We start from the raw sequence: 26,642 nt of genomic DNA, 5'->3' as shown, positions 1-26,642 counted from the left end.
ATGCCTTTAAATTTACCAAATATTCTCACATCAATTCGTGTTGTTTTGATCCCGCTGATGGTGATTATGTTTTATTTGCCTGTGTACTGGGCAAGCTTTGCAGCAGCAGTTGTATTTTGGGTTGCATCAATCACAGATTACTGGGACGGCTATCTTGCTCGAAAAATGAATCTTATGACGCCTTTTGGTGCTTTCTTGGACCCCGTTGCTGATAAGTTAATCGTTGTTGTCTCTTTAATGATTATTGTTGAGCGTGACCAGACTTTATGGGTGACATTACCAGCACTTGTTATTGTGGCTCGAGAGGTAATCATTTCGGCTTTACGTGAGTGGATGGCTTCTATGGGTAAAAGCGACACGGTGGCGGTTAATTTTGTAGGTAAGGCTAAAACGCTATTACAGATGTTTGCCATTTGTGGAATGTTGGGTATAGAGCCATCAGGCAGTGGAGCATTGATTGCGTCGGATGGCTGGTATATTGCGGCAGTTGGTTTCTTGGTGGCGGCTGCAGTCTTAACATTTTGGTCTATGTTGTCTTATTTGTTGGCCGCTTGGCCGACCCTAAAGCAATCTAGTTGATTGATTTGATAATGAATTTTGAAAGCTTGAATGTGGTTTGTTGATTTTATAGTCAAAACATGAAAAATGCGCTAAGTGTTTCAGAAATAAGGAAAAAAAAGTTGACACTTAGGCTGTAGTCATTAGAATGTGCCTCCGTTGTCAGGGATAACCAGACAGCGAATTGCGGGAATAGCTCAGTTGGTAGAGCACGACCTTGCCAAGGTCGGGGTCGCGAGTTCGAGTCTCGTTTCCCGCTCCAAATCATTCTAGTAATAGAATGTTGCCATCCCAAAAGGTTGGTTTAATTTTAGTTTGAAGAGTTGCAACTCTTAGTATTCAAATTAAAATTGTTGGCGCGATGGTAGAGAGGCTATGCAGCGGACTGCAACTCCGTGTACGCCGGTTCGAATCCGGCTCGCGCCTCCATGTTTTACAGTGTCTTGCCCGGGTGGTGAAATCGGTAGACACAAGGGATTTAAAATCCCTCGCTCATAGAGCGTGCCAGTTCGAGTCTGGCTCCGGGCACCAATTCAAAAATAAGATATCATCTTATTTTTATAAGAAACCAGCTTAGGCTGGTTTTTTTATGCCTGCTCATAAAGCATCTAAAATTTCTAAGAATATGCCTTCCGGCCAACCCTCAATTGTTACCATTGTTTTCTCATGCTTGTTGATAATAAATTTATGGGCGGTGGGATTGGCTTCAATGTTGTTTTGATTTCTAAATTTGAGCTTAGTGCCATTTTGTATTTTTATTGATTCAATTTCCGCGCGAGAGGCGTTTTTGATGTTTTTAGTGAATACGCTTAAAGAAAACTGACTTTGATTTAAGCTGACTAGTTTTAATGCCCAATATTTATTGAATAACGAAACAGGATTTTCTGTGTTTAAGTTAATGGGAATAGGAGCAGGGAGGGCTGTGGTGCTGTAATGTTTACGGTCTCCCCATGAAAAGCGCAATATATAGTGATTAGGGCTTTTATCTAGTGTCTCAAGTAGTGATATAAGTGGTTGGATATTTTCTTTGTGGGTATAAAAAACAATACGATTATCTATGATGTCATATGAAATGTCATCTTGAGTATAACGCTCGATTAACTTAACACTGTTTTCGGCTTGTAGGTTACGTAGCTCTACGATGGTAATACTCTCGTTTGAGCACGAAATCAAACACAGTAGTGTTAAATAGATAGCGGCCTGATATCGTTTATTAGTTTTGCGCTGTGCCAGCATGTATTGAAGCGCTCCATGGTTAGCTTTATTTTTGATCTGTCGGAAAAGTTTACTCGGTAGGTGTTATTTTCATAATCTAGCCAAGCAGTTGAATCAAATAATATTTGATTGGGCAGATTCTCTTTTGATTGTCGAATGTGAAAATATGTAGGCAGTCTTACTAATAAGTTTAATAGGTTATGGCTGCGCTCTAGTTGGGAGAAATTTTTAACTAGAAGATATACTCTAAAATGCTTGTTGAGTTTACACTGCTTTTTTATGCAATCAGACATGGATTGACTAGCAAGAATTGCATGACACAAGTCGTTACACATCACAATAATGCTTCTAGTGGTTTGGGTTAAGATTAAATCCAGATAGCCTTTTGCTTCTAATAGTGTACTTCCATGATAGAGGGAGGAATCATTCCCTAGTTGGTACTTGTGGTTGAGAGTATCACTAAATTGCATGTCAATATGTGGGATGCTGGCGTCATCGTATGGTGCAGAGCATGCAGAAAACCCGTTGCTTAGGTAAAAACTAAAGGCGTGACACTGTGCGCTCAAGTGCAACTCAAAGGGCTTGTCCTGTTGGGCAATAATACTTTCTAATAGTAAGCTACCTAACCCCATTTTTCGAAAAGGCTTTAATACTGCCATTCGACCTATCTTTCCGTTGCTTAGCAGTCTGGCGCAAGCAACAGGGGTGTCATCAATAAAGCCAAGCCAGTGCTTGGCTGTATTATCTAAATCATCCCATTCAAGTTCAGCCGGAACACGCTGCTCTTGAATAAAGACTTGGTTGCGTATCTCTTGCAGAATGTCTTTGTCATCACTCCAGCAAGTTTGTTTAATTTTGATTTGGCTCATTCGTCATCAAAATAAATATGATTTTCATTTATTAAGTCTAGCAGTAACTCTTGGCATTGTGAGCTTTCAAGCTGATGTAGAATATCGGCAATTTTTATATGGCGATGATTAGCAAGGTGTTGGGCTAGTTGAGCTAGCATAGTGTCGGTTGTTGCGCATACTTCTTTGCCATTAATCATGAGTGTTAATCGGCCTTCCTGTGAAGTGTATGCCCAGCGGCTGGTCTCATTTTGTGTGATTGTATGTGAGGATTGAAAGAACGGGGCGACTTCCTCCCAATCTAATGGTTCTTCTAGAGGTTCTTGCAGGTCCTCATATTTACTTTCAGTCATAAACCCTGCAAACCACTTTGCAATATGCTCTCGATCAGTTAACTGTTTTTGCAATAGAGCTTGTATTCGGTCAATGGCTTTATCATCTATGAGTGCGGGTTGGGGCTTTGAATCTGATAAATCTAAGTCACTGTAGCGATTATCTTCATTTAAATTTAAGCAAGCATGATCAACAAAATGACTTAAAATATCTGATTCACTGGGTGCTCTAAAGCCAATGGAGAAGGTCATGCAATCGTTCAGCGCAACACCGTTGTGAGCATACTGAGGCGGAATGTAGAGCATATCGCCGGGATTTAGAGTCCACTCTTCATCGACTTGCATATCTTGTAGAATTTTAAGGTCTGTACCTTGAAGGAATGCACTATTTTCACTGTATTTAGGACCAATTTGCCAATGGCGTTGCCCGTGAGCTTGAAGCAAAAATACATCATATTGATCAAAATGTGGTCCGACACTGCCTCCCTTGGGGGCGAAGCTCACCATTAGGTCGTCTAGCCGCCATTTGGGTATGAAATTAAATTGATCAACAATATCGGATAGCTCAGGTACCCATTGATCAACGGCCTGTACCAGTAATGTCCAGTCTTTCTCTGGTAGGCGATTGAAGTCATCTTCTGAAAACGGACCGTGTTTTAACTGCCAAGGGCCGTCAGAGCCATGTTCAAAGATCATTCTAGATTCAGCTTGCTCCTCCATTGCAAGGCCTGCTAGGTCATCGGGGTCAATAGGACTAATAAATGAGGGGAAGGCATTCCTAATAAGGAGTGGCTTTTTTTGCCAATACTCAGACAAAAAAGTATCGATGCTGATGTTGCCTAATATATTCATGGTTAATCCTTGTGCAAAAAAAATCCCGCCGTAGCGGGATTTTAAAGGGAGTAGTGATATTTAGATAGCTTTGGCTTGATCAGCAGCGTTACCTGTATAGCTTGCTGGTGTCATTGCTTTTAGAGCATCCTTTTGCGCTTGAGGTAGCTCTAAGGAGTCTACAAATTCGATCATCATATCTTTTGTGATGGCTTTACCACGAGTAAAGGCTTTTAGTTTTTCGTATGGTTGTTCTATGCCAAAGCGACGCATAACGGTTTGAATAGGCTCCGCCAGTACTTCATAGGCATTATCTAAATCTTGAGCAATGCGAACTTCATTAACCTCCAGCTTGCTTATACCTTTAAGAGACGCTTGGTAAGCAATTAAACTGTAACCAAGGCCAACCCCCATGTTGCGCAATACTGTAGAGTCAGTAAGGTCACGCTGCCAACGACTAATTGGTAGTTTTTGAGCTAGGTGTGACATAACGGCATTAGCAATGCCTAAATTGCCTTCTGAGTTTTCAAAGTCAATTGGGTTAACTTTGTGTGGCATGGTAGAAGAACCTACTTCTCCAGCAATGGTTTTTTGCTTGAAGTAACCATTTGAAATATATGCCCAAATATCGCGATCAAAATCGATTAAAATGGTGTTGAAACGGGCAATGGTATCGAATAACTCAGCAATATAGTCGTGAGGTTCTATTTGCGTAGTGTATGGGTTGAATGTTAAGCCTAACCCACTAATGAAAATTTCCGCATTATCAGCCCAGTCAACATCAGGGTAAGCAGACAAGTGGGCGTTGTAATTACCAACGGCCCCATTCATTTTGCCTAGTATTTCGACATCCTTAAGTTGTTTAATTTGACGACGCATACGTGCAACAACGTTTGCCATCTCTTTACCCAAGGTAGTAGGGGAGGCTGTTTGACCGTGTGTACGTGATAGCATTGGTAGTTCAGCGTGCTCTATTGCTAGCTCAGCAATGGCGTTACTAACTTTTTCAAGGTACGGTAATACAACCTCATCACGGCCAGCTTTAAGCATGAGTCCATGGGATAAGTTGTTGATGTCTTCTGAGGTGCATGCAAAGTGCACAAATTCAGTAATTGCAGCTAGCTCAGCATTGGTTTCAATTTTTTCTTTTAAGAAGTACTCGACAGCTTTTACATCGTGATTAGTTGTGCTTTCGATGTCTTTGATTTTTTGAGCGTCTTGCTCATTGAAGTTGTCGACAATGGCATTTAATAGATCGTTAGCTTCTTTGCTGAAAGCAGGAACTTCAGCGATAGCAGTGTGCTCAGCCAAACGCTGCAACCAGCGCACTTCAACTTCAACGCGATATTTAATTAGGCCGAATTCACTAAAAATACTACGTAGTTCAGTGGTTTTGCTGCCATAGCGTCCATCAATAGGTGATACAGCAGTTAAGGCTGAAAGATCCATGAATTCCTCGCGTTCTGAGTAAGCTAAAAATAAGGCGCAAATTATACAGTCTTTCGTGTAATTAGGCAGTATTTATATGAGTTTGTGACTGTACCCTGTGATTGCCTAAAGATAGAATGTGGCATTTTTATAAAGTTAAGGTTTTTACATGGCGTATTTAAAACAAGTTTGGCTTGTGAATAGGGCTATAGCTTGGTTGTTACTGCTAAATGTGGTGCTCATTAGTCTAATATCGACTATGTTTGCCAAGCATTTTCCAGATGCAACCGCCATGTGGGATTTGATGTATCAAGTGGCGCTACTCCCTTCTGTTTGGGGGTTGTACGCAATATTAGCCATTGTTTTGATTTCCCCCTTGAGCTTAATTCCCTATTCGCGCTGGCCATTACAAGTCATCACTATAGGCCTGTGTGGAAACTTAGCTGTTGTAGTATTCATAGATAGCTATATCTATGATATTTATAATTACCATGTTAATTGGTTTTTTATCGAGGCTTTTTGGGCAGATGAAGGTGGCGAGTTTTTTGATGTTTCTTTAAAAACCTACTTAATATTCTCGTTTGTTGCAGCGCTTATTGCTGTTTGTCAGTTTTTCTTTTTATGGCTGGTCAATCAAAAGATTTTAAAAGCAAAAGTAATGAGATATTCAGGTGTGGCTTTGTTTGCACTGTTGCTGGCAGATATAGCATTTATTAGTCTATCTCATATTAAAGCATTCAATGAAAGCTACACCCCTATAACATCTATAAGTAATCATGTTCCTTTTTATTTTCCTGTGCAGTCTCGCTCAGAAGAGATGAAGAAAAACACCCCCAATACCAAGCTGATTGTTAGTAATAATATTGAATATCCAAAAAATGCGTTGCAGTGCACGTCAATGGATAATAAACCCAATATTATTGTTGTTGTCTTAGAAAGCTGGCGAGCGGATACAATGAACCGCTTGGTGTCACCTAATACATATGAGCTTTCTAAAAATGCTATTTCATTTAGCGATCACCACTCAAATGGTAGTGTCACCACTCGCGGTATCTTTTCATTGATGTACGGCGTTTCTCCAACCTATATGGATAATTTTATAGCCAATAATGGTGTTGGCGGTCCGGTTTTCTTGCAGGAGTTAAAGAAAGAAGGGTATGAATTTGGGGTGTATCCAAGTGGGGATATTGACCGCCTTAAGTTGACTGATACAAGTTTTCTACCCATTCGTGAGCATGTCGAACATGGAGAGGGCAGTGATACCATTGAAAAGGATATTGATGTGCTCAATAAAATGACTCAAAAACTTGAATCAGCCCAAAGCAGTGTATTTGGATTCATGTTTTTTAACTCGACGCACTACCTATACTACTACCCGGAGTCGTTTTCAAAGTTTAGTCCTACACAAAAGCCAAGCTTGGTGGATTTTAAAGCAGGTAAGAATCCTGAACCCTTTTTTAATCGTTATAAAAATAGTATTTATTTTGTTGATGATTTAATTGGCAAACTTATTAAGACACTAAAAGAAACAGGTAAATATGACAACACAGTCTTGATTGTCACATCTGATCACGCTGAAGAATTTGCTGATACTAAGCCCACAAGATTTGGTCACGGTAGTAATTACACAAAATTCCAAACACAAGTGCCTTTGGTTATTCACTGGCCTGGGAAAGAGGCAAAAGAAGTTAATTATAGAACATCCAGCGTGGATGTAATGGCGACCTTGGTGGATGAGTTATTGAATTGCAGCAACCCTGTTTCTGATTACAGTAGCGGTTCTAATTTATTTTCAGATGTACAAAGGGGGCCTCAAATTATTGCGAGCTACTATAATTATGCGTTTGTAACGCCGCAAGGAAGCTTTATACAAAATCCAATTGGTCTGCCTGAAAGCCGAAATAATAATGATGAATTAGATGACTCATTGCAATTAAGCCCTAAGTCAGCCTTTGGGGTGCTTGAAAAAATGAAGCATTTTTATGGGGGTAATGCGGCTAAATAGCCGCATTAAGATTTACCAATGATGTTTTCACAAGCACGATTTAATCGCTGACGTGCAAATAATAATTGCCAACGCTTACCGCCCACTTGGCGCCATAAAATAGCAGCGCGTACAGCGCATAATAGCAATGCCCTTATTTTGTGTGCATTTTGTGGGTTTTGTAGGTGTTGAACACTTCCGGTTACGTGTATGCGGAATCGTAACGTACTTAATGTTTCTTGATATAAACCGGAAAGATTAGCTATTAGGTTTTCATGAGAGCTGTGAAAGTGATCTAATTGTCTTTTGGCAAGATCAATCCCATCAGCTACTTTTGGCAACATCTTTTTGTTTTTTCTCAGCTTACCTTCTAAGTGTAAAACTCCAAGAGCGTAGCGCATGACATCTGGTGTTGAACTTGTTTTTGTCTTGCCACCGGTGAAAAAACGAAGTTCTTTGTATCCGAGTGTTAAGTTTGTATGAGCGCCTCCGTACACATCTTCAATGGATTTAGGGTGTGTTTGAAAGAGGCTTTCTATGCAGATTTTTAATTCGTGTTCATTGACCTGTCCAGTTCGGGCAATTTGTTCAACGAGATGCGTTGCCTGAAATAATCCGGCTAATGCAAGCGCTTGGTTATCTATGTTTGATTTTGTCATTTTATTTGTCGCTGTGCTTAGTGGTGGTTTCGATAACGCCTCCACCTAAACAAGTATCTTGATTATAAAGCACCAATGATTGGCCTGGTGTAACAGCTCGTTGTGATTCTGAAAACTCAACTCTGTAGATACCATTTTCTTTAAAAATTGTGCAATCTTGATCGGGTTGCCTATAGCGAACTTTAGCGGTGCATTCAAATGGAAAAACATGAGGTTCGTTGTTTACCCAGTAGATTTCAGAAACAGTAAGTGAATCTGAGAATAAGAGTGGGTGTTGTTTTCCTTGACCAATGATTAATACATTTCTTTCTAGGTCTTTAGCTACAACAAACCATGGTTCTGTACCGTGATTTTTTGTGCCGCCAATACCGATACCTTGCCTTTGACCTAAGGTGTAATACATTAAACCTTCATGTTTGCCAATTTCTTCGCCTTCAGCCGTTTCAATGATTCCGGGTTGCGCTGGTAGGTATTGCTGTAAAAAATCTTTAAAACGACGTTCACCTATAAAGCATATGCCTGTACTGTCTTTTTTCTTAGCGGTGGCAAGACCTTGGGCTTCAGCAATTTTTCGGACTTCTGGTTTTTCAAGCTCACCGACAGGGAAGAGTGTTTGCTTGATTTCACTTTCACCAACAGCATGAAGAAAATAAGATTGGTCTTTATTGCCATCCAAGCCTCTTAAAAGATAGGTATGACTGTCATCGTCAGAGCGCCTAACGTAGTGTCCAGTTGCAATGTAGTCGGCGCCTAAAACCTTGGCGTAATCTAAGAAGGCTTTAAATTTAATTTCACGATTACATAAAATATCTGGGTTAGGGGTTCTGCCTGCTTTGTATTCTTGTAGGAAGTGTTCAAATACGTTATCCCAGTATTCAGCAGCAAAGTTAGCGGTATGAAGCTTAATACCAAGTTTGTCACATACGGCCTTAGCGTCAGCAAGGTCATCCATCGCGGTGCAATATTCAGTGCCGTCATCTTCATCCCAGTTTTTCATGAATAGGCCTTCTACCTGATAGCCTTGCTCTATGAGTAGGTATGCGGAAACCGAGGAATCTACACCTCCGGACATACCAACTATGACTGTTTTGTCGGTATTTGAATTATTCATATGGGTGTTCATAAATCAGCTCTAATGGATAACGCTTGTTATCTAGATAATCTTGTGCGCATTTGATCACCAGTGGGGAGCGAGCCTGTCCACTGTTAATTAGTTCTTCTAGGGTCATCCATTTTGCGGCAATAATACCTTCATCCAAAGGGTGGTCTGGATTGTAGTGCGTCGACTTAGCAGCAAAGCAATGGCGATGATACATGACACCGTTTGATGGCGCTTTATATGTATATAGACCTATATAATGAGTGATTTCACAGTTATGGCCTGTCTCTTCTAAGGTTTCACGCTGGGCTGCTTGTATAAGTGTTTCGTTTTCTTCGATATGTCCCGCTGGCTGGTTGAAAACCGTTCTATCATTGTCTGTTTCTTCTACAAAAAGCAGCTTACCTTTATGCTCTATTATGGTCGCAACGGTAGAATTAGGTTTAAAACGAATCATCTGGATCTCCTAGGTGGCCGCATTTTACCGAATTTTCCCTTATTCTGATACGATCTTTTCTTTACGGGTGCATCAACGGTTAGCTCAGTAAACTCACCAGGGTTTAATTTATTAACAGTCCATTCGCCAATGGCGCTGCGGATTAACCTAAGTGTTGGGTGTCCAATAGCAGCAGTCATGCGCCTTACTTGCCTGTTTTTACCTTCAGAAATAATAATTTCAAGCCAAGTGGTTGGGATATTTGCCCGCTCCCTTATAGGTGGTGTGCGCTGCCATATCTCTGGCTCGTTTATAATTTTGACCTTGGCTGGTTGTGTCAGCCCATCTTTGAGAAGTACACCGTTTCGCAATTTATCTAGATCAAATTCTGTTGGAGCGCCTTCAACTTGAGTCCAGTAGGTTTTTTCTGCTTTATGATTCGGGTGGGCTATTTGGTGTTGTAATTGGCCATTGTCGGTTAACAGTAGGAGGCCTTCGGAGTCATAATCTAAGCGACCTGCAGGGTAAATATTGGGAATATTAATAAAATTTGCTAATGTCTTTTTATCATCACAAGAAGAAAATTGAGACATTACCTTGAAGGGTTTGTTAAATAATATGAGTTTAGCCATATCTTGTAATAAAATTACCAAACTTAGGGGAGTATGATGTATCTGAAGCTGATCATGTAAAAAATTTACAAAAAGCCATTTTGATTATACCATTGCATGATACAATCCGCGCCTTAAAAATACATAAGCAGTCCTATAGCGGCCAAAAGCCGTTATAAACCCCTTATTAGGGGAATCAACAAAAGAGTGGTCACAAGCTGCTTTTTATTGAGTTTCGGCAATAAAAGCCAAAGAACTTTAGGATACATAATGACGAACCAAACACCCAAAATCATTTATACACTGACCGACGAAGCACCTGCGTTAGCTACTTATTCTTTACTGCCAATCATTGAAGCCTTTTCAAAACCAGCAAATCTATTAGTTGAAACTCGCGATATTTCACTGGCTGGCCGCATACTTTCAAGTTTTCCGGAGTTTTTGGAAGAGTCTCAGCGTCAAAGTGATGACTTGCAAGAATTAGGTGAATTAGCCAAAACACCTGAAGCTAATATTATTAAGCTACCAAATATTAGTGCCTCTATACCCCAGTTAAATGAAGCAATTGAAGAGCTGCAAAAGCAAGGTTATGCAATTCCTGATTTCCCTGTTAACCCTTCAAGCGAAAAAGAAGAAGATATTAAAGCTCGCTATTCAAAAATCCTAGGTAGTGCGGTTAACCCTGTTTTACGTGAGGGTAATAGTGATCGTCGAGTAGCTGCTCCAGTTAAGGCTTATGCTCAAAAGAACCCTCATAGTATGGGTGAATGGAGATCTGATTCTAAATCTCATGTTGCTCATATGGAGCAAGATGATTTTTATGGCTCTGAGAAATCACATGTAATGACTGAAGCCGGCAGTGTGTCTATTGTACTGACTAACACTGAAGGCCAAGAAACCATATTAAAGCCAGAGGTAAAACTACAAAAATCTGAAGTGATTGATGCTTCTGTTATGTCCTCTAAAGCGTTACGTGAATTCTATGAAGCGCAAATGCAAGATGCTCAAAACAACGATGTGATGCTGTCTTTGCATCTAAAAGCCACCATGATGAAAGTCAGTGATCCTGTTATGTTTGGTCATGCGGTGACGGTTTATTATAAGGATGTATTTGCAAAGCATGCCGACTTATTTGCTGAGCTAGATGTAAATACAAGCAATGGCCTTGGTGATGTTTACGCAAAAATAAAATCTCTACCTGCAGATAAACAAGCTGAAATAGAGTCTGATATACAGGCCGTTTATGAAACCCGCCCACGCCTTGCTATGGTTGATTCAGCTAAAGGCATTACAAATCTACATGTACCTAATGATGTCATTATCGATGCGTCTATGCCTGCTGCTATTCGTGCATCAGGTAAAATGTGGGGCGTAGATGGCAAAATGCATGATACCAAAGCGTTAATCCCTGATCGCTGCTACGCAGAAGTATTCCAGCAAACCATTGAGTTTTGTAAGCAACATGGTGCGTTTGATGTAACAACCATGGGTAATGTTTCTAATGTGGGTCTTATGGCTCAAAAAGCAGAAGAATATGGCTCTCATGATAAAACCTTTATTTTGAAAGAATCTGGAACCATAAAAGTACTGGATTCTGCGAATAACACCTTACTGGAGCATACTGTAGAGCAAGGTGATATCTGGCGCATGTGTCAAACCAAAGATGCACCAATTCAGGATTGGGTTAAATTAGCCGTGAATCGCGCCCGTGCAACAGGTCAGCCTGCTGTTTTCTGGTTGGATGAAAAGCGCGGACATGATGCCAATCTAATTACAATTGTTAATAATTACTTAAAAGATCACGATACTAAGGGGTTAGACATTCAAATTAAATCCCCGGTAGATGCTGTTAAGTTCACGCTTGAGCGAGTAGGTAAGGGTGAAAATACCATCTCTGTAACAGGTAATGTGTTACGTGATTATTTGACAGATTTATTCCCGATTCTTGAATTGGGAACCAGTGCCAAGATGCTTTCTATTGTGCCACTGCTTGCGGGTGGTGGTCTATATGAAACGGGCGCCGGCGGCTCAGCTCCAAAACATGCGCAGCAATTAGCAGAAGAAGGGCACTTACGCTGGGATTCGTTAGGTGAATTTTTAGCCTTGGGTGTATCTTTGGAAGACCTTGGGCATAAAACTAACAATGCTAAAGCGTTAGTTTTAGCTGAAACACTGAATGAAGCCACTGGTAAGTTCTTAGACCATGATCGCTCTCCACTGAGAAGTGTAGGTGAAGTTGATAATCGTGGCTCCCATTTCTATTTGGCTTTGTACTGGGCAGAAGCATTAGCTAAGCAAGAAAGCGATTCTGAGCTTAAATCGATATTTTCTGATGTAGCTAAAAGCTTAGAGGAAAACCGCAGTAAAATCGTTAAAGAGTTAAGTGCAGCGCAAGGCAAGGCCTATGAGATTGGTGGGTATTATCACCCTGATACTGAAAAAGCAGCGAAGGCTATGCGCCCAAGTAATACATTAAATAGCATTATTAATAGTATTTAATGAATAAAAAAGCCCAGTAATGAACTGGGCTTTTTTTTGTCTATTCGCTTGGCTTATGCATCTTGGGCTGAGCTTAATGCACGCTCAGCGTTTTCATGCTGCGTATTTTTGCTATTACTAAGCATATCTAGGGGTGTGATATTAATGGCGTGAGTACCGTTATCACTCGGCTTAGTATCAAATTGAACACTTTGGCCTGCTTTTAGGGTTTTATAACCTTCCGTTTGAATGGAAGAGTAATGGGCAAACAAATCTTCACCGCCAGTATCAGAAAGAATAAATCCATAACCTTTGGCATTGTTAAACCATTTTACTTTCCCTGTTTGCATGAGTTGTACTCCATAACCAGACTTGTATTTATTATTTTAATGACCATATAGTGTCTAAGTGACATCTATATGAATTCCTATTGAAACTTACATTGTGGCAATATTTCTTTTTTGTCAAGGGGTTGATTCGGATTTTGTGCACAGTATATAAATCAACTATTGAGACGTGTAGGGTACAGCAGAATGGACAAAAGTAATCTAATCTTAAATATGGGAGAAGGCAGCAAAGAAGAAGCGCATGGCATAGCTGTTGCACCAGTAAAGCCAGAACTTCAAAAACCGTCAATGTACCAAGTGATCATGCTAAATGATGACTACACTCCGATGGATTTTGTTATAGAGGTTTTAACCCTGTTCTTTTCGATGGATATAGAAAAGGCATCACAGGTGATGCTGGCCGTGCACACCCAAGGCAAAGCGGTGTGTGGGGTTTTCACTAGAGATATTGCCGAGACAAAAGCAGCTCAAGTAGCCGCTTTCGCCAAAGAACACCAGCACCCACTAATGTGTGAAGTACAGCAGGTTAAATAAAGGGGAACTTTATGCTGAATCGTGATTTAGAAGCCACCTTAAACACTGCCTTTAAAGAAGCTAGGGGCAAGCACCATGAATTTATGACTGTAGAGCACCTTTTGCTGGCATTAACTTCCAATGAGGCTGCTAAAGAGGTTCTGCTTGCCTGTGGTGCGGAAATAGATCGCCTAGCTAAGGAACTACAAGATTTTGTAGATTCAACCACGCCGTTGCTTCCAGAATCTAATGGTGAGCGTGAGACCCAGCCAACCTTAGGTTTTCAACGTGTGCTTCAAAGAGCTGTTTTTCATGTGCAAAGCTCAGGTAAGTCAGAAGTAACAGGTGCAAACGTATTGGTTGCAATTTTTAGCGAGCAAGAAAGCCAAGCGGTTTATTTCCTAAAACAACAAAATATTGCCCGCATTGATGTAGTGAATTTTATTAGTCATGGCATTTCTAAACTTAATGGTGAGCAAGAAGAAATAGAATCAGAAAGCCTAGAAGAAGAGGCTGGCACTGACAGCTCTACTGCAGCCCTAGATAACTATGCGACTAATCTTAATAAGTTGGCAAAAGAGGGCAAGATCGACCCGTTAATCGGTCGTGATGAAGAGCTACTAAGATGTATTCAAATATTATCACGTCGTCGTAAAAACAATCCTTTACTGGTTGGTGAGTCAGGTGTTGGTAAGACAGCCATTGCTGAGGGTCTAGCTCGTCGTATTGTGGATAGCCAAATCCCTGAAATAATGAAAGACGCTGTAGTTTATAGTTTAGATATGGGTGCATTATTGGCAGGTACAAAATATCGTGGTGATTTTGAAAAACGATTCAAAGCACTTTTGGCTGAATTAAAAAAACAGCCTAAATCTATTTTATTTATTGATGAGATACATACCATTATTGGTGCAGGTGCTGCTTCCGGAGGTGTTATGGATGCATCTAACTTGCTCAAACCTTTGCTTACAGGAGGTCAGTTACGCTGCATGGGCTCAACTACGTTTAATGAGTTCAGAGGTATTTTTGAAAAAGACAGTGCTCTAGCGCGACGCTTTCAAAAAATAGATGTATGTGAGCCAAGCGTTGAAGATACCTATAAGATTTTGAAAGGCTTAAAAACTCAGTTTGAAGAGCATCATAACCTCAAGTATACAGATAAAGCACTCAAAGCTGCTTCCGAGCTGGCTGATCGATATATTCGTGATCGCCATATGCCAGATAAGGCCATTGATGTTATTGATGAGGTAGGGGCAGGACAGCAGCTTGTGGCCCCTAGTAAGCGTAAAAAGGTAATTAACGTTACAGATGTGGAAAAGGTGGTGGCAAAGATCGCTCGTATTCCTTCTCGCTCAGTTAATGTAGATGACAAGAAATCACTTCAAGACTTAGACAAAAATATGAAGATGATGGTCTACGGTCAAGACGAAGCAATTAGAGGTCTTGCCAATGCGATCAAACTCTCTAGAGCAGGGCTGAAAGCACCAGAAAAACCAATCGGTTCATTCTTATTTGCTGGTCCAACAGGCGTTGGTAAAACTGAGGTGACAAAGCAGTTAGCTCATGTAATGGGTATGGAATTAATTCGTTTTGATATGTCAGAGTATATGGAAGCCCATACCGTTTCCCGACTAATTGGCGCGCCTCCGGGTTATGTTGGTTATGATCAGGGCGGTTTACTTACAGAATCGGTGAATAAGACACCTCATTGCGTGCTGCTTCTGGATGAAATTGAAAAGGCTCACCCTGATGTCTTTAATTTACTCCTACAAGTTATGGATCATGGCACGTTGACTGATAATAACGGGCGTAAAACAGACTTTAGACATGTTGTACTGGTTATGACAACAAACGCAGGGGCAGAGGCAAGCAGTCGTCGCTCTATTGGGTTTAATGAGCAGAACCATCAAACAGATGCAATGGAGGTGATTCGTAAGCAGTTTACGCCTGAATTTAGAAATAGGCTTGATGCAATTATTCAATTCTCTTCATTAGGTAAAGATGTGATCGGACACGTGGTTGATAAATTCTTAACTGAATTGCAATCTCAGCTTGATGATAAAAAAGTGGTTATCTATGCATCAGATGAGGCTCGTGAATGGCTTTCTGAGCATGGCTATGATCCTCAGATGGGCGCAAGACCGATGGCCCGTCTGATTCAAGAAGAGGTTAAAAAGCCCTTGGCAGAACTTATCTTATTTGGTGAATTATCAGATAAAGGTGGAACGGTAAGAATTGACCTTAAAGACGATGCAATTACATTATCGATCATGTGTGATGAAGAGGTAGCAGAGCTTGAAAATTAGAGCTAAGAAGAAATAAAAAAAGCCCCTTTTGGGGCTTTTTTTGTTAGCGGGCGCGATATGTAATACGGCCCTTACTTAAGTCGTAAGGAGTCAGTTCAACCTTCACCTTATCGCCTGTTAAAATACGGATATAGTTTTTACGCATCTTGCCAGAAATATGGGCAGTCACAACGTGGCCGTTTTCAAGTTTTACACGGAACATTGTGTTTGGAAGGGTATCAATAACCTCTCCATCCATTTCAATGTGGTCTTCTCTAGACATTCATTCACCTGGGTTACATTAAAAACGGAGCGCATTCTGCCTTAATTTTAAATAATTAGCTAGACCTGCTCGGATAAGGGCTGCCAATTTTCACCATTAAATATCTCAAGTGGCTTAAATTGAGCCTTGTAGTGCATTTTTTGGCTGTTTTTTACCCAGTACCCAAGATAAACATATGGCAGGGTCATTTCCTTGGATATTTTACACAACAACAATACAGCCAATGTTCCTAGGCTGTATTTTTCATAACCAGTATCAAAATAGGTGTAGATTGCGCTTAAGCCATCATCAAGTGCGTCGGTCACGCAACATGCGATTAATTTATCTTGATCACGAATTTCAAGAAAATAGCTATATTTGGCTGGGTAGACTAGGAAACCCTTGTATTGATCAGTGCTTGGCGGATACATATCACCATCATGGTGGCGATTATTTATGTAGTTTTCGTAAAGCTCATAGTGTTCTGGTGTAAAGTGAGAATGAACAAATGAATAGCTAAGATGCTCAGATTTTTTAAGAATTCTTTTGAAGCGCTTGCCTTGTAGATTTATCTCATAGCTACCGACGCGGCAAGACAAACAAGCATCACAAGTCTTACAGTGAGGGCGATAGAAATGATCGCCAGAGCGACGAAAACCAATTCGGGTTAGTTGAGAGTATTGCTGCCAGCTAGGCGGTGTCTTGTGATCTAAGAATACCGAATTGGCTTTCTGATTGGGAAGATAGCTGCAGGCATGGTCTTCGCTTAGGGTTAATAAACGAATATTGTCGTCTGTTCCTGAGTTTACTTCATTCAAAGGTCCATTCCTTTATAGTCTCAGCTGCTGTAGCGTGCTTCAGTATCTCTAAAAACGAAGCTCTTGGTATTTCTGAGGCACCCAAGCTTTGCAAGTGGGGGTTGTGCACTTGGCAGTCAATAATTTCAAAGCCTGCTTTGACTAAATGGTTGCAAAGACTGGCAAACGCAACCTTACTTGCATTACTTACCTTTGAAAACATAGACTCACCAAAAAAAGCCTTGCCAATAGCTATACCATATAACCCACCCACTAATTTTGAGTCTTGCCAGCATTCGACTGAGTGAGCAAAACCCATTTTATGCAGTTTGGTGTAGCTTTCAATCATATCTGAATTTATCCATGTCCCTAGGCCATCTTTTCTAAGGGCTGCGCAGGACTCCATAACCTCAGTAAAGCATGTGTCAGTTGTAGTGGTGAACTCTGAGCGATTAATGACCTTTTTAAGGGTTCTTGAGGGCTCAAATTGTTGCGGAATAACAACCGACCTAGGGTCCGGAGACCACCACAAAATAGGGTCATCTTCATTGTACCAAGGAAAAATCCCAAGACTGTAAGCGTTTAAGAGTCGCGAGGGAGACAAGTCTCCCCCTGCAGCTAATAAGCCGTTAGGTTCTTTAAAGGCACTATTATGGCTAGGAAAGAGGGTTGGGTCCTCATTAAGCCAAATTATGGGTTGGTTCATGGAAACCTTGCTAGATAATTTCAGCTGACACAGTACAATCACTGTAATAATGACAAAAATCTAGGCTAGAGTCTAAGTGCTTCAAAATAAAGAAAAAGTTAATGTTGATTGGCACTCCCAGTTCGCTGCTGTACTAAAAGAAGGGCGGATCTTTCTATTGGTGGCTATAGCGGTATTTTTAATGATCTCATTGCTTTCTTATGATCCGCAGGATCCGGGGTGGCGTCAGGCTCAGTCCAGCGCCTTTATCCTGAATTACGGAGGTCAAGTTGGGGCTTTTGTCTCAGATCTTCTGTATTCGTTACTTGGCTATATGGCTTTTGTTCTTGCTTTGATACCCATGCTGCGAGGTATTCAGCGCCTTAAAGGTGCAAATATTCAATATGGTTGGGCAGGTTGGCTTTGGCGCTTTACTGGTGTTTTGATTGTTGTTATCTCTGGTAGCATTTTAACACACTTATACGATGGCACTAATGTACTGCCTGCGGGTTCTGGCGGTGTGATAGGCCAGCACTTTTCTACAATTTTTGCTAGTTACTTTGGTTTTGTCGGTGCAAGTTTAATATTCAGCCTTAGTTTTTTGTTTGGTTTAACTGTGTGTGGTGATATTGCTTGGCTTGCCACTTTGGATTTGATTGGCGAGAAGACTCTTTCGCTTATTGCACTTATTAAGCGCCAAATGAATCGTATAAACGATAAGCGAAACGCAAGAAAGGAAGCCAAGGAGATTGTTTCGCATATTGATGACAAAATACAGACGCGTCCTGTTCATGCTTTACCTGAAAATTCAGCACCTATAGAGTCTATCTCAATACCGCCAGTGCTTTCAGAAAAAGTCGATAAGATTGTTAAAAGCCCACTGAAGGCTATTAAGGAAAAAACTCAAGCCGTCATCGAAGACAAAAAGATCATTATTAAGCCTTTTGAAAAGAAATCAAAAGGCAATGGAATTGTTCAGGGTAAGTTATTTGAACCTGCAGAATTACCATCTCTTGGATTATTAAGTCATCAAGACGGTCCGCAAGAAACAGGCTATAGCGCTGAAAAGCTTGAAGAAATGTCACGCCTTTTAGAGCAAAAACTGCAAGACTTCGGTGTAAAAATTGAAGTAGTCGCGGTTAACCCTGGCCCTGTTATTACACGCTTTGAGATTCAACCTGCTCCGGGTGTTAAGGCTTCTAAAATCACCAATTTAGCAAGTGACCTTGCTCGTTCACTTGCCATGATTAGCGTTCGAGTTGTTGAAGTTATACCGGGTAAATCGGTAATGGGTCTAGAAGTGCCTAATGAAAATAGAGCTATGGTATTCCTTGGGGATGTATTGGCATCTACTGAATACCAAAAAATGACATCTCCTTTATCTTTTGCTTTAGGCCATGATATCGCTGGAGACCCTGTTACTGCCGATTTAGCCAAAATGCCTCATTTATTAGTAGCAGGTACAACTGGCTCAGGTAAATCAGTTGGGGTAAACAGCATGCTAATCAGTATGTTGTACAAAGCGGGCCCGGAAGATGTTCGCATGATCATGGTTGACCCTAAAATGCTTGAGCTTTCTATCTATGATGGTATTCCGCATTTGCTTACACCAGTTATTACCGACATGAAAGAAGCAGCAAATGGATTGCGGTGGTGTGTGGGAGAGATGGAGCGTCGCTACAAACTCATGGCGACCATGGGTGTGCGTAATATTGCAGGGTATAATAAAAAAGTTTTAGAGGCTATCGAGGCGGGTGAACCCTTAAAAGACCCATTATGGAAGCCAGAAGAAAGCTTTGACCCAACACCTCCCGATCTTGGAAAGCTACCATACATAGTTGTAGTCATTGATGAATTTGCTGACATGATGATGATTGTCGGCAAAAAAGTTGAAGAGTTAATTGCGCGAATAGCTCAAAAGGCCAGAGCGGCTGGTATTCATTTGATTTTAGCCACACAGCGACCGTCCGTAGACATCATTACAGGTTTAATAAAAGCAAATGTGCCAACTCGCATGGCGTTTCAGGTGAGTTCCCGCATAGATTCACGAACTATTTTGGATCAGGGTGGTGCAGAGCAGCTGCTGGGGCATGGTGATATGCTGTACTTACCACCTGGAACTTCTTTGCCAATACGCGTACACGGTGCTTTTGTTGATGATCATGAAGTTCATGCGGTAGTGGCTGACTGGAAAAAACGTGGCGAGCCTGAATATATCGAGTCCATTACTGATGGTTGCGATAATAGCGTCTCAATACCCGGTTTTGCTAATGATAGTGAAGAAGGGGAAGCTGATGTTTTGTTTGATGAAGCTGTGGCATTTGTAACTCAAACCAGAAAAGTATCCATATCCAGTGTGCAGCGCAAATTAAGAATTGGATACAATCGCGCGGCCCGACTTGTAGAAACCATGGAGCAGGCGGGTGTTGTTTCTACTCCAAGCCAGAATGGTTCTCGCGAAGTATTAGCACCACCTCCAGTTAGCTCATAAGGGAAAAACTTTGAAAATAGTACTAGTTATAATTTTAAGCTTGATTACACATCAAACTCTTTCGAATTCACCTGAATATGATAATTTGACTAAAAAGTTATCATTGCTGAATGATGTACAAGCGGATTTTGTTCAACATACCTTTGATGGTAAGGGCACGTTACTACAAACACAAAAGGGTGTCTTAAATTTAAAACAGCCAAATAAATTCCGCTGGGAAAGCCAACAACCATATGAGCAACTTTTGATTAGTAATGGTGACACTCTTTGGCAATTTGATGAGGATTTAGAGCAAGTCACTTTGCAAAAATTAAATAAAAAACTTTCAGCTACGCCAGCCTTGCTGCTTTCTGGTGATACAAATCAAATTGCCATAGAGTACGACATTTATTCAGAAACCCTTCAGGACGAGACTCATTTTGTACTTATCCCAAAACAATCAGATGTTTTATTTGATCGCTTGCGCTTAGAGTTTGATGGTAAACACCTGTTGCACCGAATGGTAATCAAGGATGAGGTGGGGCAAAAAACCATCATACGTTTCTTGAATATTCAGACTGAACAAAATTACCCGAACTCTAAATTTGAATTTATTATTCCTTCTGGAATTGATGTGATTCGTAATCAATAAAATGCAAGATTCACTATTTGCAAGCGAGCCCGCATTCGAACCATTAGCTTCTAGAGCAAGACCGTCAACCCTAGATGGTTATTTTGGTCAAGAGCACCTATTGGGCGAAGAAAAGGCTTTGCGTCGAGTCATAGAGTCAGGTGTTTTGCATTCTATGATTTTCTGGGGTCCCCCAGGTGTTGGTAAAACCACACTCGCCCAAATACTAGCCAACTATGCAGATGCTGAGTTTTTATCGCTATCTGCCGTGCTGGATGGCGTTAAAGATATTCGCCAATGCATGGAAAAAGCCAAAGAAGTGCGACAGCAAGGTAGGAAAAGCCTGCTTTTTGTTGATGAGGTCCATAGATTTAATAAATCTCAGCAAGATGCTTTTTTACCATTTGTGGAAAACGGTACGGTTATTTTTATAGGTGCCACCACTGAAAACCCAAGTTTTGAATTGAATTCTGCACTACTTTCTAGGGCTCGTGTTTATAAATTACGCGGACTAAGCGCTCATTCTATTGGTCAAATGCTCACAAGTGTCATGGCAAGTGATCAGTTATTAAAAGAAGCCAATATGGGATTGGCTGATGATGCCCTTGAGTTTATATCGGTTCTTGCAGACGGCGATGCACGCAAAGCACTGAATATTTTGGAAATGTCCTGTGACCTCGCTCTGGCTGATGATTTAGATTTAATATCGCTAACTATTGCTCAAGAAGTAGCCCAAGAGTCGGTTAGGCGCTTTGATAAAGGCGGGGACTTATTTTATGAGCAGATATCAGCTTTGCATAAGTCAGTAAGAGGTAGCAGCCCTGATGGTGCTATGTATTGGTATTGCAGGATGATAGATGGTGGATGTGATCCCATCTACATAGCAAGGCGACTCATTAGAATGGCTTCAGAGGATATTGGCAATGCGGACCCAAGAGCATTAGAAATATCCATGAACGCTTGGCAGGCATACGAGCGTCTTGGTAGCCCAGAAGGGGAGTTGATCATCGCTCATGCAGTTAACTACCTAGCTTGCGCACCTAAAAGTAATGCTGTTTACAAAGCGTTTAATGAAACAAATGCTTTAATAAGATCAACTGCGAGCTATGAGGTGCCATTACATTTAAGAAATGCACCAACAAAGCTCATGAAAGATGAAGAGTACGGCCAAGAGTATCGCTATGCCCACGATGAGCAGGGGGCTTATGCGGCAGGGGAATGTTATTTGCCTGTAGAGTTAAAGGACTTGTCTATTTATAAGCCCACAGATAGAGGGCTTGAATTTAAAATTGGCGAGAAACTTAAGCACTTAGCTCATTTAGATGAACTAAGTCAGACAAAAAGGTATGAATAACCGTGCATTACTTGATTATTGCCCTCGGAGGGGCGCTTGGAGCCGTGTCTCGTGCTTATTTAGGGGCGCAATTCACTAAGTTATTGGGAACTAGCTTCCCCTTTGCTACACTTGCCATCAATTTTTTAGGCTCATTTTTAATGGGTATATGTGCTGTCATTATTATTGAACACTTCAAGATGACAGGCTACTGGAGAGAGTTAATTATGGTGGGCTTCTTAGGGGCGCTGACAACCTTTTCAACTTTCTCATTGGAAGGCTTAAGTTTACTGCATGCTGGGGAGTTTTCAGCGGCACTAATTTACTTTTTTGCCAGTGTTATTGGCTGTGTGCTTGCTTGTTTTATAGGCTGGCATCTAGCCAAGGTATTTGTTTAACCGGAAAATCTTATGCTTGATATTCGTAAAGTGCGTGAAAACCCAGAAGCCATTGCTGAGGCTTTAAAAAAGAAGGGTTATGAGTTTGATGTGTCATCGTTTGTAGAATTAGACTCACAGCGTAAGTCAGCAGATATTTCCTCGCAGAATCTTCAGGCGGAGAAAAAAAAGGCATCGAAGCAAATTGGCCAGCTGGTAGGTCAAGGCATGAGTGTCGACGAGGCAAAAGCCAAAGTTGCTGAAACTTTGTCTGATATTGATGCGCAGCTCAATCAAGAAGTAGAAGCAGCTAAAGGCATTCAAGAAAAAATTCATAACTTACTTATGTCTATTCCTAATCTGCCAGATGATAGTGTCCCTTTTGGTAAGGATGAAGAAGACAATCTTGAAATCAAAAAATGGGGCGAGCCACGTTCATTTGATTTTGAAGTAAAAGACCATGTAGATGTTGGTCAAGATGACGGTGGTTTGAACTTTGAGTTAGCCGCTAAAATCACAGGCTCTCGATTCGCCGTAATGACTGGGCAAATTGCTCGCATGCATCGCGCCTTGATTCAACTAATGCTTGATACTCACTCGCAAGAAAATGGTTATACTGAAACGTATGTGCCTTACCTTGTGAATGCAGATAGCCTTAAAGGTACCGGTCAACTTCCTAAGTTTGAAGAAGACTTATTTAAAGTCCCTTTTAATGATACACACTATTACTTAATTCCTACCGCTGAAGTACCGGTCACAAATTTAGTTCGTGATGAGATTATTGAAGCAAAAGAACTACCATTGAAGTTTACGTGCCACACTCCTTGCTTTAGAAGTGAGGCGGGAAGTTATGGACGTGATACTCGTGGCATGATTCGCCAGCATCAATTTGAAAAAGTAGAATTAGTACAAATGGTGACCCCTCAGGAGAGTGAGAAAGCTTTAGAAGAGCTAACTGGACACGCGGAAGCCATTTTGCAAAAACTTAACCTGCCATATAGACTCGTCAAGCTTTGCGGTGGTGACTTAGGTTTTTCCGCTGCAATGACTTACGATCTTGAAGTGTGGCTGCCGGGACAAGAAAAATACCGTGAAATCTCCTCGTGTAGTAACTTTGGTGATTACCAAGCTCGTAGAATGCAGGCTCGCTGGAGAAATCCTGAAACCAATAAGCCAGAATTATTGCACACAGTAAATGGTTCTGGTTTGGCTGTAGGACGCACACTGGTCGCAATACTTGAGAATTATCAGCAGCAAGACGGCCGAATACAGGTTCCTGATGCATTAAAACCTTATATGAATAATCTTGAATTCATAGGTTAATTGCTATGGAATTCCTCCCTTTATTTTTTGATTTGAAAAACAGTAATGTCTTGATTGTAGGGGGAGGAGAGGTTGCCAAACGCAAAGCCAGCCTTCTTGTAAAATCAGGCGCAGTTGTACACTTAATAAGCCCTGAAATTAAAGCTGATCTTGTAGAGTTAATTGTTTCAAATAAAGGCGTCATTACTAAAGACGTCTTTTCAGAAGAGTTTGTTAAAAACAAGCGACTGATTATTGCCGCGACCAATGATCAGGCTATCAATAAGCATATAGCGGATCTTGCAAATCAATTAAACACTCCAGTGAATGTGGTCGATCAGCCTGAGCTGTGTTCTTTTATATTTCCTGCGATTGTTGATCGAAGCCCCATTATAGCGGCCGTTAGTTCAGGGGGGAGCTCACCTGTATTGGCTCGTCTTTTAAGAGCTAAAATTGAGACTGTATTACCGAGTACTTATGGGCGTTTGGCTCAGCTTGCCGAAAAATACCGAGATAAAGTGAAGCTGGCATTTTCTGATGTAAATAAGCGCAGAGGTTTTTGGGAGAAAATCCTGTCTGGCCCTGTATCTGAAATGGTATTTGCAGGTAAAGAAAAAGAAGCCGAGCAACTACTTAAAGAAACTCTTGATTCCAAGGAATCACCAAAACGTGAACTTGGTGAAGTCTACTTGGTTGGTGCAGGCCCAGGGGACCCAGATTTACTTACATTCAAAGCGTTACGTCTAATGCAACAGGCGGATGTAGTTCTTTATGATCGCTTGGTAAGTCAGCCAATAATAGATCTGTGCCGCCGCGATGCTGATTTTGTAAACGTAGGTAAAGCCAGAGCTAACCATCTAGTCCCGCAGGACGACATTAATCAATTATTGGTAGATTACGCCAAAAAAGGACATCGCGTTTTACGCTTAAAGGGTGGTGATCCATTTATATTTGGCCGTGGTGGAGAGGAAATCGAAAAGCTGGCTGAAAATGGCGTGCCTTTTCAAGTAGTTCCAGGAATCACAGCTGCGGCTGGTTGTTCTTCTTATGCAGGCATCCCGTTAACTCATCGAGATTACGCACAATCTGTCCGGTTTGTAACCGGTCACCTTAAGGATGATACCTCGGATTTACCTTGGAGTGAGCTTGCTTATTTAAACCAAACCATTGTTTTTTATATGGGTTTGATGGGCCTACCCGTTATCTGCAAGAAACTCATTGAAAACGGCATGCCAAAGGAAACCCCTATAGCACTGGTTCAACAGGGTACTACACCAAATCAAAAGGTGATAATCGCCACCTTGGACACCATGGTTGAAACACTTAAAACTCAAGAGGTGAGCGCACCGACACTTATTATTGTTGGTGAGGTGGTATCGCTACACGATAAGCTTAAGTGGTTCTCTCCAATCAAGGACCTGAATATCGCTTAATCATTAGACCTTGGCTAATCTTTGTCTATGCTTATATAAAGCAGGGATAGGCATGTTAGCTGAGGTCTAAATGAAGATATTGAGTCGTATTTCAATAAAAGCCAAAATTTTGGTCATTCCGGCCATTGCTGTGCTTGGTTTTATTGCCAGTTTGGCAGTCAATACAAGCATTAATAGTGATAACTCAAAACGATTGGCGCAAATTCAGAATTTATATTTTCCAGTCGTTCAATCTAGCCGTGAGAATATAGTTCGGATTAATAGAATCGAAGAGCAGTTGAATACAGCGGTAAGTACAGGTGAGAATGATATGGTGTCATCTGCCAAGTCTACTTTCAATCTGCTGATCGAAAAAATCCAAGAGCAAAGAAGTTTGTGGCCTGACAAGAAAGGGGATCTAAACACCCTTGAGTCAAACACTCAGGGTTACTTTAAAGTAGCACTAACCTTGTCTGACGGCATGGTTCAAGGAACACTTGACCCTTCACAAATCCCATCTCTTGTTCGAGAAATGAATACTAAGTTAACGGCCCTCAAAAAAGAATTTAATGACTTTAACTCAACTGCCTTGAATGCATTTAGCCTAACAGTCGAAGAATCTAATAGTGCCACGCAAGATGCTCTTGTTATGTCTTTAACTGTCAGTATTGGAGCTATTCTTGCCATCATCTTAATCAGTGCCAGTAGCGTTATGCTTATTACAAGGAATATAAATCTGGTAGTGGAATCCCTAAGAGATATTGCCAGCGGAGAGGGGGATTTAACTAAGAGAATAGAGCAGACAAGCCAAGATGAAATTGGTGACTTGGTATATTGGTTTAATTTATTTATGCAAAAGCTACACGACAGTATTAACCAGGTAATTAACTCAATAACACCGTTAGCCAAAGTCTCTAATGATCTTGGGGATATGACCAATAAGACCAGTGAACTAACTGATCAACAAAGTAGAGCAACAGATGAAGTAACACGTTTTGTAGATGAGATGTTTAGCAGTGTTCAAAATGTAGCCTCTAACGCTTCAAGTGCTGCTGATGCAGCCAAGGAAGCCGATAATGAGGCGAAAGCGGGTCGCTCAGTGGTCACCCAATCAGTAGAATCAATCAATGATTTGGCCGGTGAGGTTGAAAGGGCTGCATCTGTAATTGGTAAGTTGGAAGCTGATACTGAAAATGTCGGAACCATATTAGATGTTATTAAGGGTATTGCTGAGCAAACCAACCTACTAGCGCTGAATGCTGCAATTGAAGCTGCGCGGGCTGGTGAGCAGGGTCGTGGGTTTGCTGTGGTGGCTGATGAGGTTAGAACCCTAGCTTCAAGAACGCAGGATTCAACTCAAGAGATTCAGCGAGTTATTGAAGAGCTTCAAACAGCAGCAAGAAGTGCAGCAGAAGTTATGTCGCACTCTCAAGAGCAGGCTAAAAATAGTGTAGAGCAGGCAGCTAAAACAGATAATTCACTGGCTACCATTACTGAAAAAGTAGGATCTATTACCCGGATGAATACTGAAATTGCTGATGCGACAGGTGAGCAAGAAAAAGTTAGCAATAATATTAAGAATAATGTTGATGGTATTAGGTTGAATGCAGAGGCAGCTGTGAAAAACGTTCAAGAGGTAGGTGCTGCCAGTGAGTCCTTGTTGGATATCTCTAATAACTTAAGAACCATTACAAGTCAGTTTAAAGTTTAATCAATTTGGCGGGAGGTATCGCCTCCCAACTTCTTATA

The 26,642-nt window shown here is 41.1% G+C and carries 24 protein-coding genes and 3 tRNA genes; 15 read left to right on the top strand and 12 right to left on the bottom strand.

Annotation, left to right across the window (positions count from 1 at the left end; genetic code table 11):
• The 4 genes from pgsA to ABWV45_RS01080 all read left to right on the top strand — a co-directional run bounded on the left by pgsA (position 1) and on the right by ABWV45_RS01080 (position 1,089).
• Positions 1 to 579 (top strand): CDP-diacylglycerol--glycerol-3-phosphate 3-phosphatidyltransferase, encoded by a 579-nt coding sequence (gene pgsA / locus ABWV45_RS01095; protein ID WP_353347811.1) that lies wholly within the window; start codon positions 1 to 3, stop codon positions 577 to 579.
• A 165-nt stretch (positions 580 to 744) separates the two neighbouring features.
• Positions 745 to 820: transfer RNA gene (locus tag ABWV45_RS01090), tRNA-Gly, on the top strand.
• A gap of 93 nt (positions 821 to 913) precedes the next feature.
• A tRNA-Cys gene (locus ABWV45_RS01085) sits at positions 914 to 987 on the top strand.
• Between the two features lie 16 nt (positions 988 to 1,003).
• A tRNA-Leu gene (locus tag ABWV45_RS01080) sits at positions 1,004 to 1,089 on the top strand.
• A gap of 66 nt (positions 1,090 to 1,155) precedes the next feature.
• Here ABWV45_RS01080 and ABWV45_RS01075 read toward each other — a convergent pair.
• From ABWV45_RS01075 to purB, 4 genes are read right to left on the bottom strand one after another with little or no spacing between them, the layout of a single operon-like run.
• Positions 1,156 to 1,794, bottom strand: a complete 639-nt coding sequence (locus ABWV45_RS01075) for a hypothetical protein (RefSeq protein WP_353347809.1) — start codon at positions 1,792 to 1,794, stop codon at positions 1,156 to 1,158.
• Positions 1,743 to 2,642 carry a GNAT family N-acetyltransferase gene (locus tag ABWV45_RS01070; protein WP_353347807.1) on the bottom strand — a complete coding sequence of 300 codons (900 nt, stop codon included), beginning with the start codon at positions 2,640 to 2,642 and terminating at the stop codon, positions 1,743 to 1,745. Before ABWV45_RS01070 ends, ABWV45_RS01075 begins: the two co-directional genes overlap by 52 nt.
• The gene (locus tag ABWV45_RS01065; protein ID WP_353347805.1) at positions 2,639 to 3,805 is read right to left on the bottom strand and encodes a ribosomal protein uL16 3-hydroxylase; all 1,167 of its coding nucleotides are present in this window, start codon (positions 3,803 to 3,805) and stop codon (positions 2,639 to 2,641) included. Before ABWV45_RS01065 ends, ABWV45_RS01070 begins: the two co-directional genes overlap by 4 nt.
• Before the next feature lie 60 nt (positions 3,806 to 3,865).
• The gene (gene purB / locus ABWV45_RS01060; protein WP_353347803.1) at positions 3,866 to 5,233 is read right to left on the bottom strand and encodes an adenylosuccinate lyase; all 1,368 of its coding nucleotides are present in this window, start codon (positions 5,231 to 5,233) and stop codon (positions 3,866 to 3,868) included.
• Between the two features lie 148 nt (positions 5,234 to 5,381).
• Here purB and ABWV45_RS01055 point away from each other — a divergent pair, with 148 nt between their 5' ends.
• Positions 5,382 to 7,217, top strand: coding sequence for a sulfatase-like hydrolase/transferase (locus tag ABWV45_RS01055; RefSeq protein WP_353347801.1), 1,836 nt, complete (start codon positions 5,382 to 5,384; stop codon positions 7,215 to 7,217).
• Between the two features lie 5 nt (positions 7,218 to 7,222).
• Here the strand turns inward: ABWV45_RS01055 and hflD are convergent, their stop codons facing one another.
• From hflD to ABWV45_RS01035, 4 genes are read right to left on the bottom strand one after another with little or no spacing between them, the layout of a single operon-like run.
• Positions 7,223 to 7,855, bottom strand: a complete 633-nt coding sequence (gene hflD, locus ABWV45_RS01050; RefSeq protein ID WP_353347799.1) for a high frequency lysogenization protein HflD — start codon at positions 7,853 to 7,855, stop codon at positions 7,223 to 7,225.
• Between the two features lies 1 nt (position 7,856).
• Positions 7,857 to 8,966 (bottom strand): tRNA 2-thiouridine(34) synthase MnmA, encoded by a 1,110-nt coding sequence (mnmA, locus tag ABWV45_RS01045; protein WP_353347797.1) that lies wholly within the window; start codon positions 8,964 to 8,966, stop codon positions 7,857 to 7,859.
• Positions 8,959 to 9,411 (bottom strand): NUDIX hydrolase, encoded by a 453-nt coding sequence (locus ABWV45_RS01040; protein ID WP_353347795.1) that lies wholly within the window; start codon positions 9,409 to 9,411, stop codon positions 8,959 to 8,961. The genes mnmA and ABWV45_RS01040 overlap by 8 nt, the downstream gene beginning before the upstream one ends.
• The gene (locus ABWV45_RS01035; RefSeq protein ID WP_353347793.1) at positions 9,408 to 10,022 is read right to left on the bottom strand and encodes a pseudouridine synthase; all 615 of its coding nucleotides are present in this window, start codon (positions 10,020 to 10,022) and stop codon (positions 9,408 to 9,410) included. Before ABWV45_RS01035 ends, ABWV45_RS01040 begins: the two co-directional genes overlap by 4 nt.
• Positions 10,023 to 10,271: 249 nt before the next feature.
• Here ABWV45_RS01035 and ABWV45_RS01030 point away from each other — a divergent pair, with 249 nt between their 5' ends.
• The gene (locus tag ABWV45_RS01030; protein ID WP_353347791.1) at positions 10,272 to 12,500 is read left to right on the top strand and encodes an NADP-dependent isocitrate dehydrogenase; all 2,229 of its coding nucleotides are present in this window, start codon (positions 10,272 to 10,274) and stop codon (positions 12,498 to 12,500) included.
• A 53-nt stretch (positions 12,501 to 12,553) separates the two neighbouring features.
• Here ABWV45_RS01030 and ABWV45_RS01025 read toward each other — a convergent pair whose 3' ends face one another.
• Entirely contained in the window at positions 12,554 to 12,829 is a 276-nt protein-coding gene (locus tag ABWV45_RS01025) for a cold shock domain-containing protein (RefSeq protein WP_353347789.1), read from the bottom strand.
• Positions 12,830 to 13,012: 183 nt separating this feature from the next.
• On the opposite strand from ABWV45_RS01025, the gene clpS reads away from it, so the two are divergent.
• On the top strand, positions 13,013 to 13,360 hold the full coding sequence (gene clpS, locus ABWV45_RS01020) for an ATP-dependent Clp protease adapter ClpS (RefSeq protein WP_353347787.1): 348 nt from the start codon (positions 13,013 to 13,015) through the stop codon (positions 13,358 to 13,360).
• A gap of 11 nt (positions 13,361 to 13,371) precedes the next feature.
• A complete protein-coding gene (gene clpA / locus ABWV45_RS01015; RefSeq protein WP_353347785.1) occupies positions 13,372 to 15,645 on the top strand; it encodes an ATP-dependent Clp protease ATP-binding subunit ClpA in 2,274 nt (757 codons plus the stop codon).
• Between the two features lie 43 nt (positions 15,646 to 15,688).
• Here clpA and infA read toward each other — a convergent pair whose 3' ends face one another.
• Genes infA through aat form a run of 3 tightly spaced genes read right to left on the bottom strand, consistent with a single transcriptional unit; the run spans position 15,689 to position 17,389 of the window.
• Positions 15,689 to 15,907 (bottom strand): translation initiation factor IF-1, encoded by a 219-nt coding sequence (infA, locus tag ABWV45_RS01010; protein ID WP_007017783.1) that lies wholly within the window; start codon positions 15,905 to 15,907, stop codon positions 15,689 to 15,691.
• 59 nt (positions 15,908 to 15,966) lie between these two features.
• Complete coding sequence (locus tag ABWV45_RS01005; RefSeq protein WP_353347782.1) at positions 15,967 to 16,704, bottom strand: arginyltransferase; 738 nt, start codon at positions 16,702 to 16,704, stop codon at positions 15,967 to 15,969.
• Positions 16,697 to 17,389, bottom strand: coding sequence for a leucyl/phenylalanyl-tRNA--protein transferase (aat, locus tag ABWV45_RS01000; RefSeq protein WP_353347780.1), 693 nt, complete (start codon positions 17,387 to 17,389; stop codon positions 16,697 to 16,699). Before aat ends, ABWV45_RS01005 begins: the two co-directional genes overlap by 8 nt.
• Positions 17,390 to 17,465: 76 nt before the next feature.
• On the opposite strand from aat, the gene ABWV45_RS00995 reads away from it, so the two are divergent.
• From ABWV45_RS00995 to ABWV45_RS00965, 7 genes are all read left to right on the top strand, one after another.
• Positions 17,466 to 19,859, top strand: coding sequence for a DNA translocase FtsK (locus ABWV45_RS00995; protein ID WP_353347778.1), 2,394 nt, complete (start codon positions 17,466 to 17,468; stop codon positions 19,857 to 19,859).
• 10 nt (positions 19,860 to 19,869) lie between these two features.
• Positions 19,870 to 20,490 (top strand): outer membrane lipoprotein periplasmic chaperone LolA, encoded by a 621-nt coding sequence (gene lolA / locus ABWV45_RS00990; RefSeq protein ID WP_353347777.1) that lies wholly within the window; start codon positions 19,870 to 19,872, stop codon positions 20,488 to 20,490.
• Between the two features lies 1 nt (position 20,491).
• Positions 20,492 to 21,823, top strand: coding sequence for a replication-associated recombination protein A (locus tag ABWV45_RS00985; RefSeq protein ID WP_353347776.1), 1,332 nt, complete (start codon positions 20,492 to 20,494; stop codon positions 21,821 to 21,823).
• A 2-nt stretch (positions 21,824 to 21,825) separates the two neighbouring features.
• A complete protein-coding gene (gene crcB / locus ABWV45_RS00980; RefSeq protein ID WP_353347775.1) occupies positions 21,826 to 22,200 on the top strand; it encodes a fluoride efflux transporter CrcB in 375 nt (124 codons plus the stop codon).
• A 12-nt stretch (positions 22,201 to 22,212) separates the two neighbouring features.
• Positions 22,213 to 23,502: a serine--tRNA ligase gene (gene serS, locus ABWV45_RS00975; RefSeq protein ID WP_353347773.1), complete on the top strand. Its 1,290-nt coding sequence runs from the start codon at positions 22,213 to 22,215 to the stop codon at positions 23,500 to 23,502.
• A gap of 5 nt (positions 23,503 to 23,507) precedes the next feature.
• Positions 23,508 to 24,914 (top strand): siroheme synthase CysG, encoded by a 1,407-nt coding sequence (gene cysG / locus ABWV45_RS00970; RefSeq protein ID WP_353347771.1) that lies wholly within the window; start codon positions 23,508 to 23,510, stop codon positions 24,912 to 24,914.
• 70 nt (positions 24,915 to 24,984) lie between these two features.
• A complete protein-coding gene (locus tag ABWV45_RS00965; protein ID WP_353347769.1) occupies positions 24,985 to 26,604 on the top strand; it encodes a methyl-accepting chemotaxis protein in 1,620 nt (539 codons plus the stop codon).
• Positions 26,605 to 26,642: the final 38 nt, after the last annotated feature.

It is taken from the genome of Oceaniserpentilla sp. 4NH20-0058, from assembly GCF_040371755.1.
GTDB lineage: Bacteria > Pseudomonadota > Gammaproteobacteria > Pseudomonadales > Oceanobacteraceae > Bermanella.
This window is presented reverse-complemented; position numbering and strand designations above follow the sequence as displayed.

What these genes read in the sequence shown, in the direction of transcription:
- ABWV45_RS01030 (WP_353347791.1), top strand. Translation starts at nt 10,272, where the DNA reads ATGACGAACCAAACACCCAAAATCATTTATACACTGACCGACGAAGCA.
- clpA (WP_353347785.1), top strand. Translation starts at nt 13,372, where the DNA reads ATGCTGAATCGTGATTTAGAAGCCACCTTAAACACTGCCTTTAAAGAA.
- clpS (WP_353347787.1), top strand. Translation starts at nt 13,013, where the DNA reads ATGGACAAAAGTAATCTAATCTTAAATATGGGAGAAGGCAGCAAAGAA.
- ABWV45_RS01065 (WP_353347805.1), bottom strand. Translation starts at nt 3,805, where the DNA reads ATGAATATATTAGGCAACATCAGCATCGATACTTTTTTGTCTGAGTAT.
- ABWV45_RS00985 (WP_353347776.1), top strand. Translation starts at nt 20,492, where the DNA reads ATGCAAGATTCACTATTTGCAAGCGAGCCCGCATTCGAACCATTAGCT.
- ABWV45_RS01070 (WP_353347807.1), bottom strand. Translation starts at nt 2,642, where the DNA reads ATGAGCCAAATCAAAATTAAACAAACTTGCTGGAGTGATGACAAAGAC.
- mnmA (WP_353347797.1), bottom strand. Translation starts at nt 8,966, where the DNA reads ATGAATAATTCAAATACCGACAAAACAGTCATAGTTGGTATGTCCGGA.
- ABWV45_RS01025 (WP_353347789.1), bottom strand. Translation starts at nt 12,829, where the DNA reads ATGCAAACAGGGAAAGTAAAATGGTTTAACAATGCCAAAGGTTATGGA.
- cysG (WP_353347771.1), top strand. Translation starts at nt 23,508, where the DNA reads ATGGAATTCCTCCCTTTATTTTTTGATTTGAAAAACAGTAATGTCTTG.
- hflD (WP_353347799.1), bottom strand. Translation starts at nt 7,855, where the DNA reads ATGACAAAATCAAACATAGATAACCAAGCGCTTGCATTAGCCGGATTA.
- ABWV45_RS00965 (WP_353347769.1), top strand. Translation starts at nt 24,985, where the DNA reads ATGAAGATATTGAGTCGTATTTCAATAAAAGCCAAAATTTTGGTCATT.
- aat (WP_353347780.1), bottom strand. Translation starts at nt 17,389, where the DNA reads ATGAACCAACCCATAATTTGGCTTAATGAGGACCCAACCCTCTTTCCT.
- ABWV45_RS01040 (WP_353347795.1), bottom strand. Translation starts at nt 9,411, where the DNA reads ATGATTCGTTTTAAACCTAATTCTACCGTTGCGACCATAATAGAGCAT.
- pgsA (WP_353347811.1), top strand. Translation starts at nt 1, where the DNA reads ATGCCTTTAAATTTACCAAATATTCTCACATCAATTCGTGTTGTTTTG.
- ABWV45_RS01055 (WP_353347801.1), top strand. Translation starts at nt 5,382, where the DNA reads ATGGCGTATTTAAAACAAGTTTGGCTTGTGAATAGGGCTATAGCTTGG.
- ABWV45_RS01035 (WP_353347793.1), bottom strand. Translation starts at nt 10,022, where the DNA reads ATGGCTAAACTCATATTATTTAACAAACCCTTCAAGGTAATGTCTCAA.
- purB (WP_353347803.1), bottom strand. Translation starts at nt 5,233, where the DNA reads ATGGATCTTTCAGCCTTAACTGCTGTATCACCTATTGATGGACGCTAT.
- ABWV45_RS01075 (WP_353347809.1), bottom strand. Translation starts at nt 1,794, where the DNA reads ATGCTGGCACAGCGCAAAACTAATAAACGATATCAGGCCGCTATCTAT.
- infA (WP_007017783.1), bottom strand. Translation starts at nt 15,907, where the DNA reads ATGTCTAGAGAAGACCACATTGAAATGGATGGAGAGGTTATTGATACC.
- serS (WP_353347773.1), top strand. Translation starts at nt 22,213, where the DNA reads ATGCTTGATATTCGTAAAGTGCGTGAAAACCCAGAAGCCATTGCTGAG.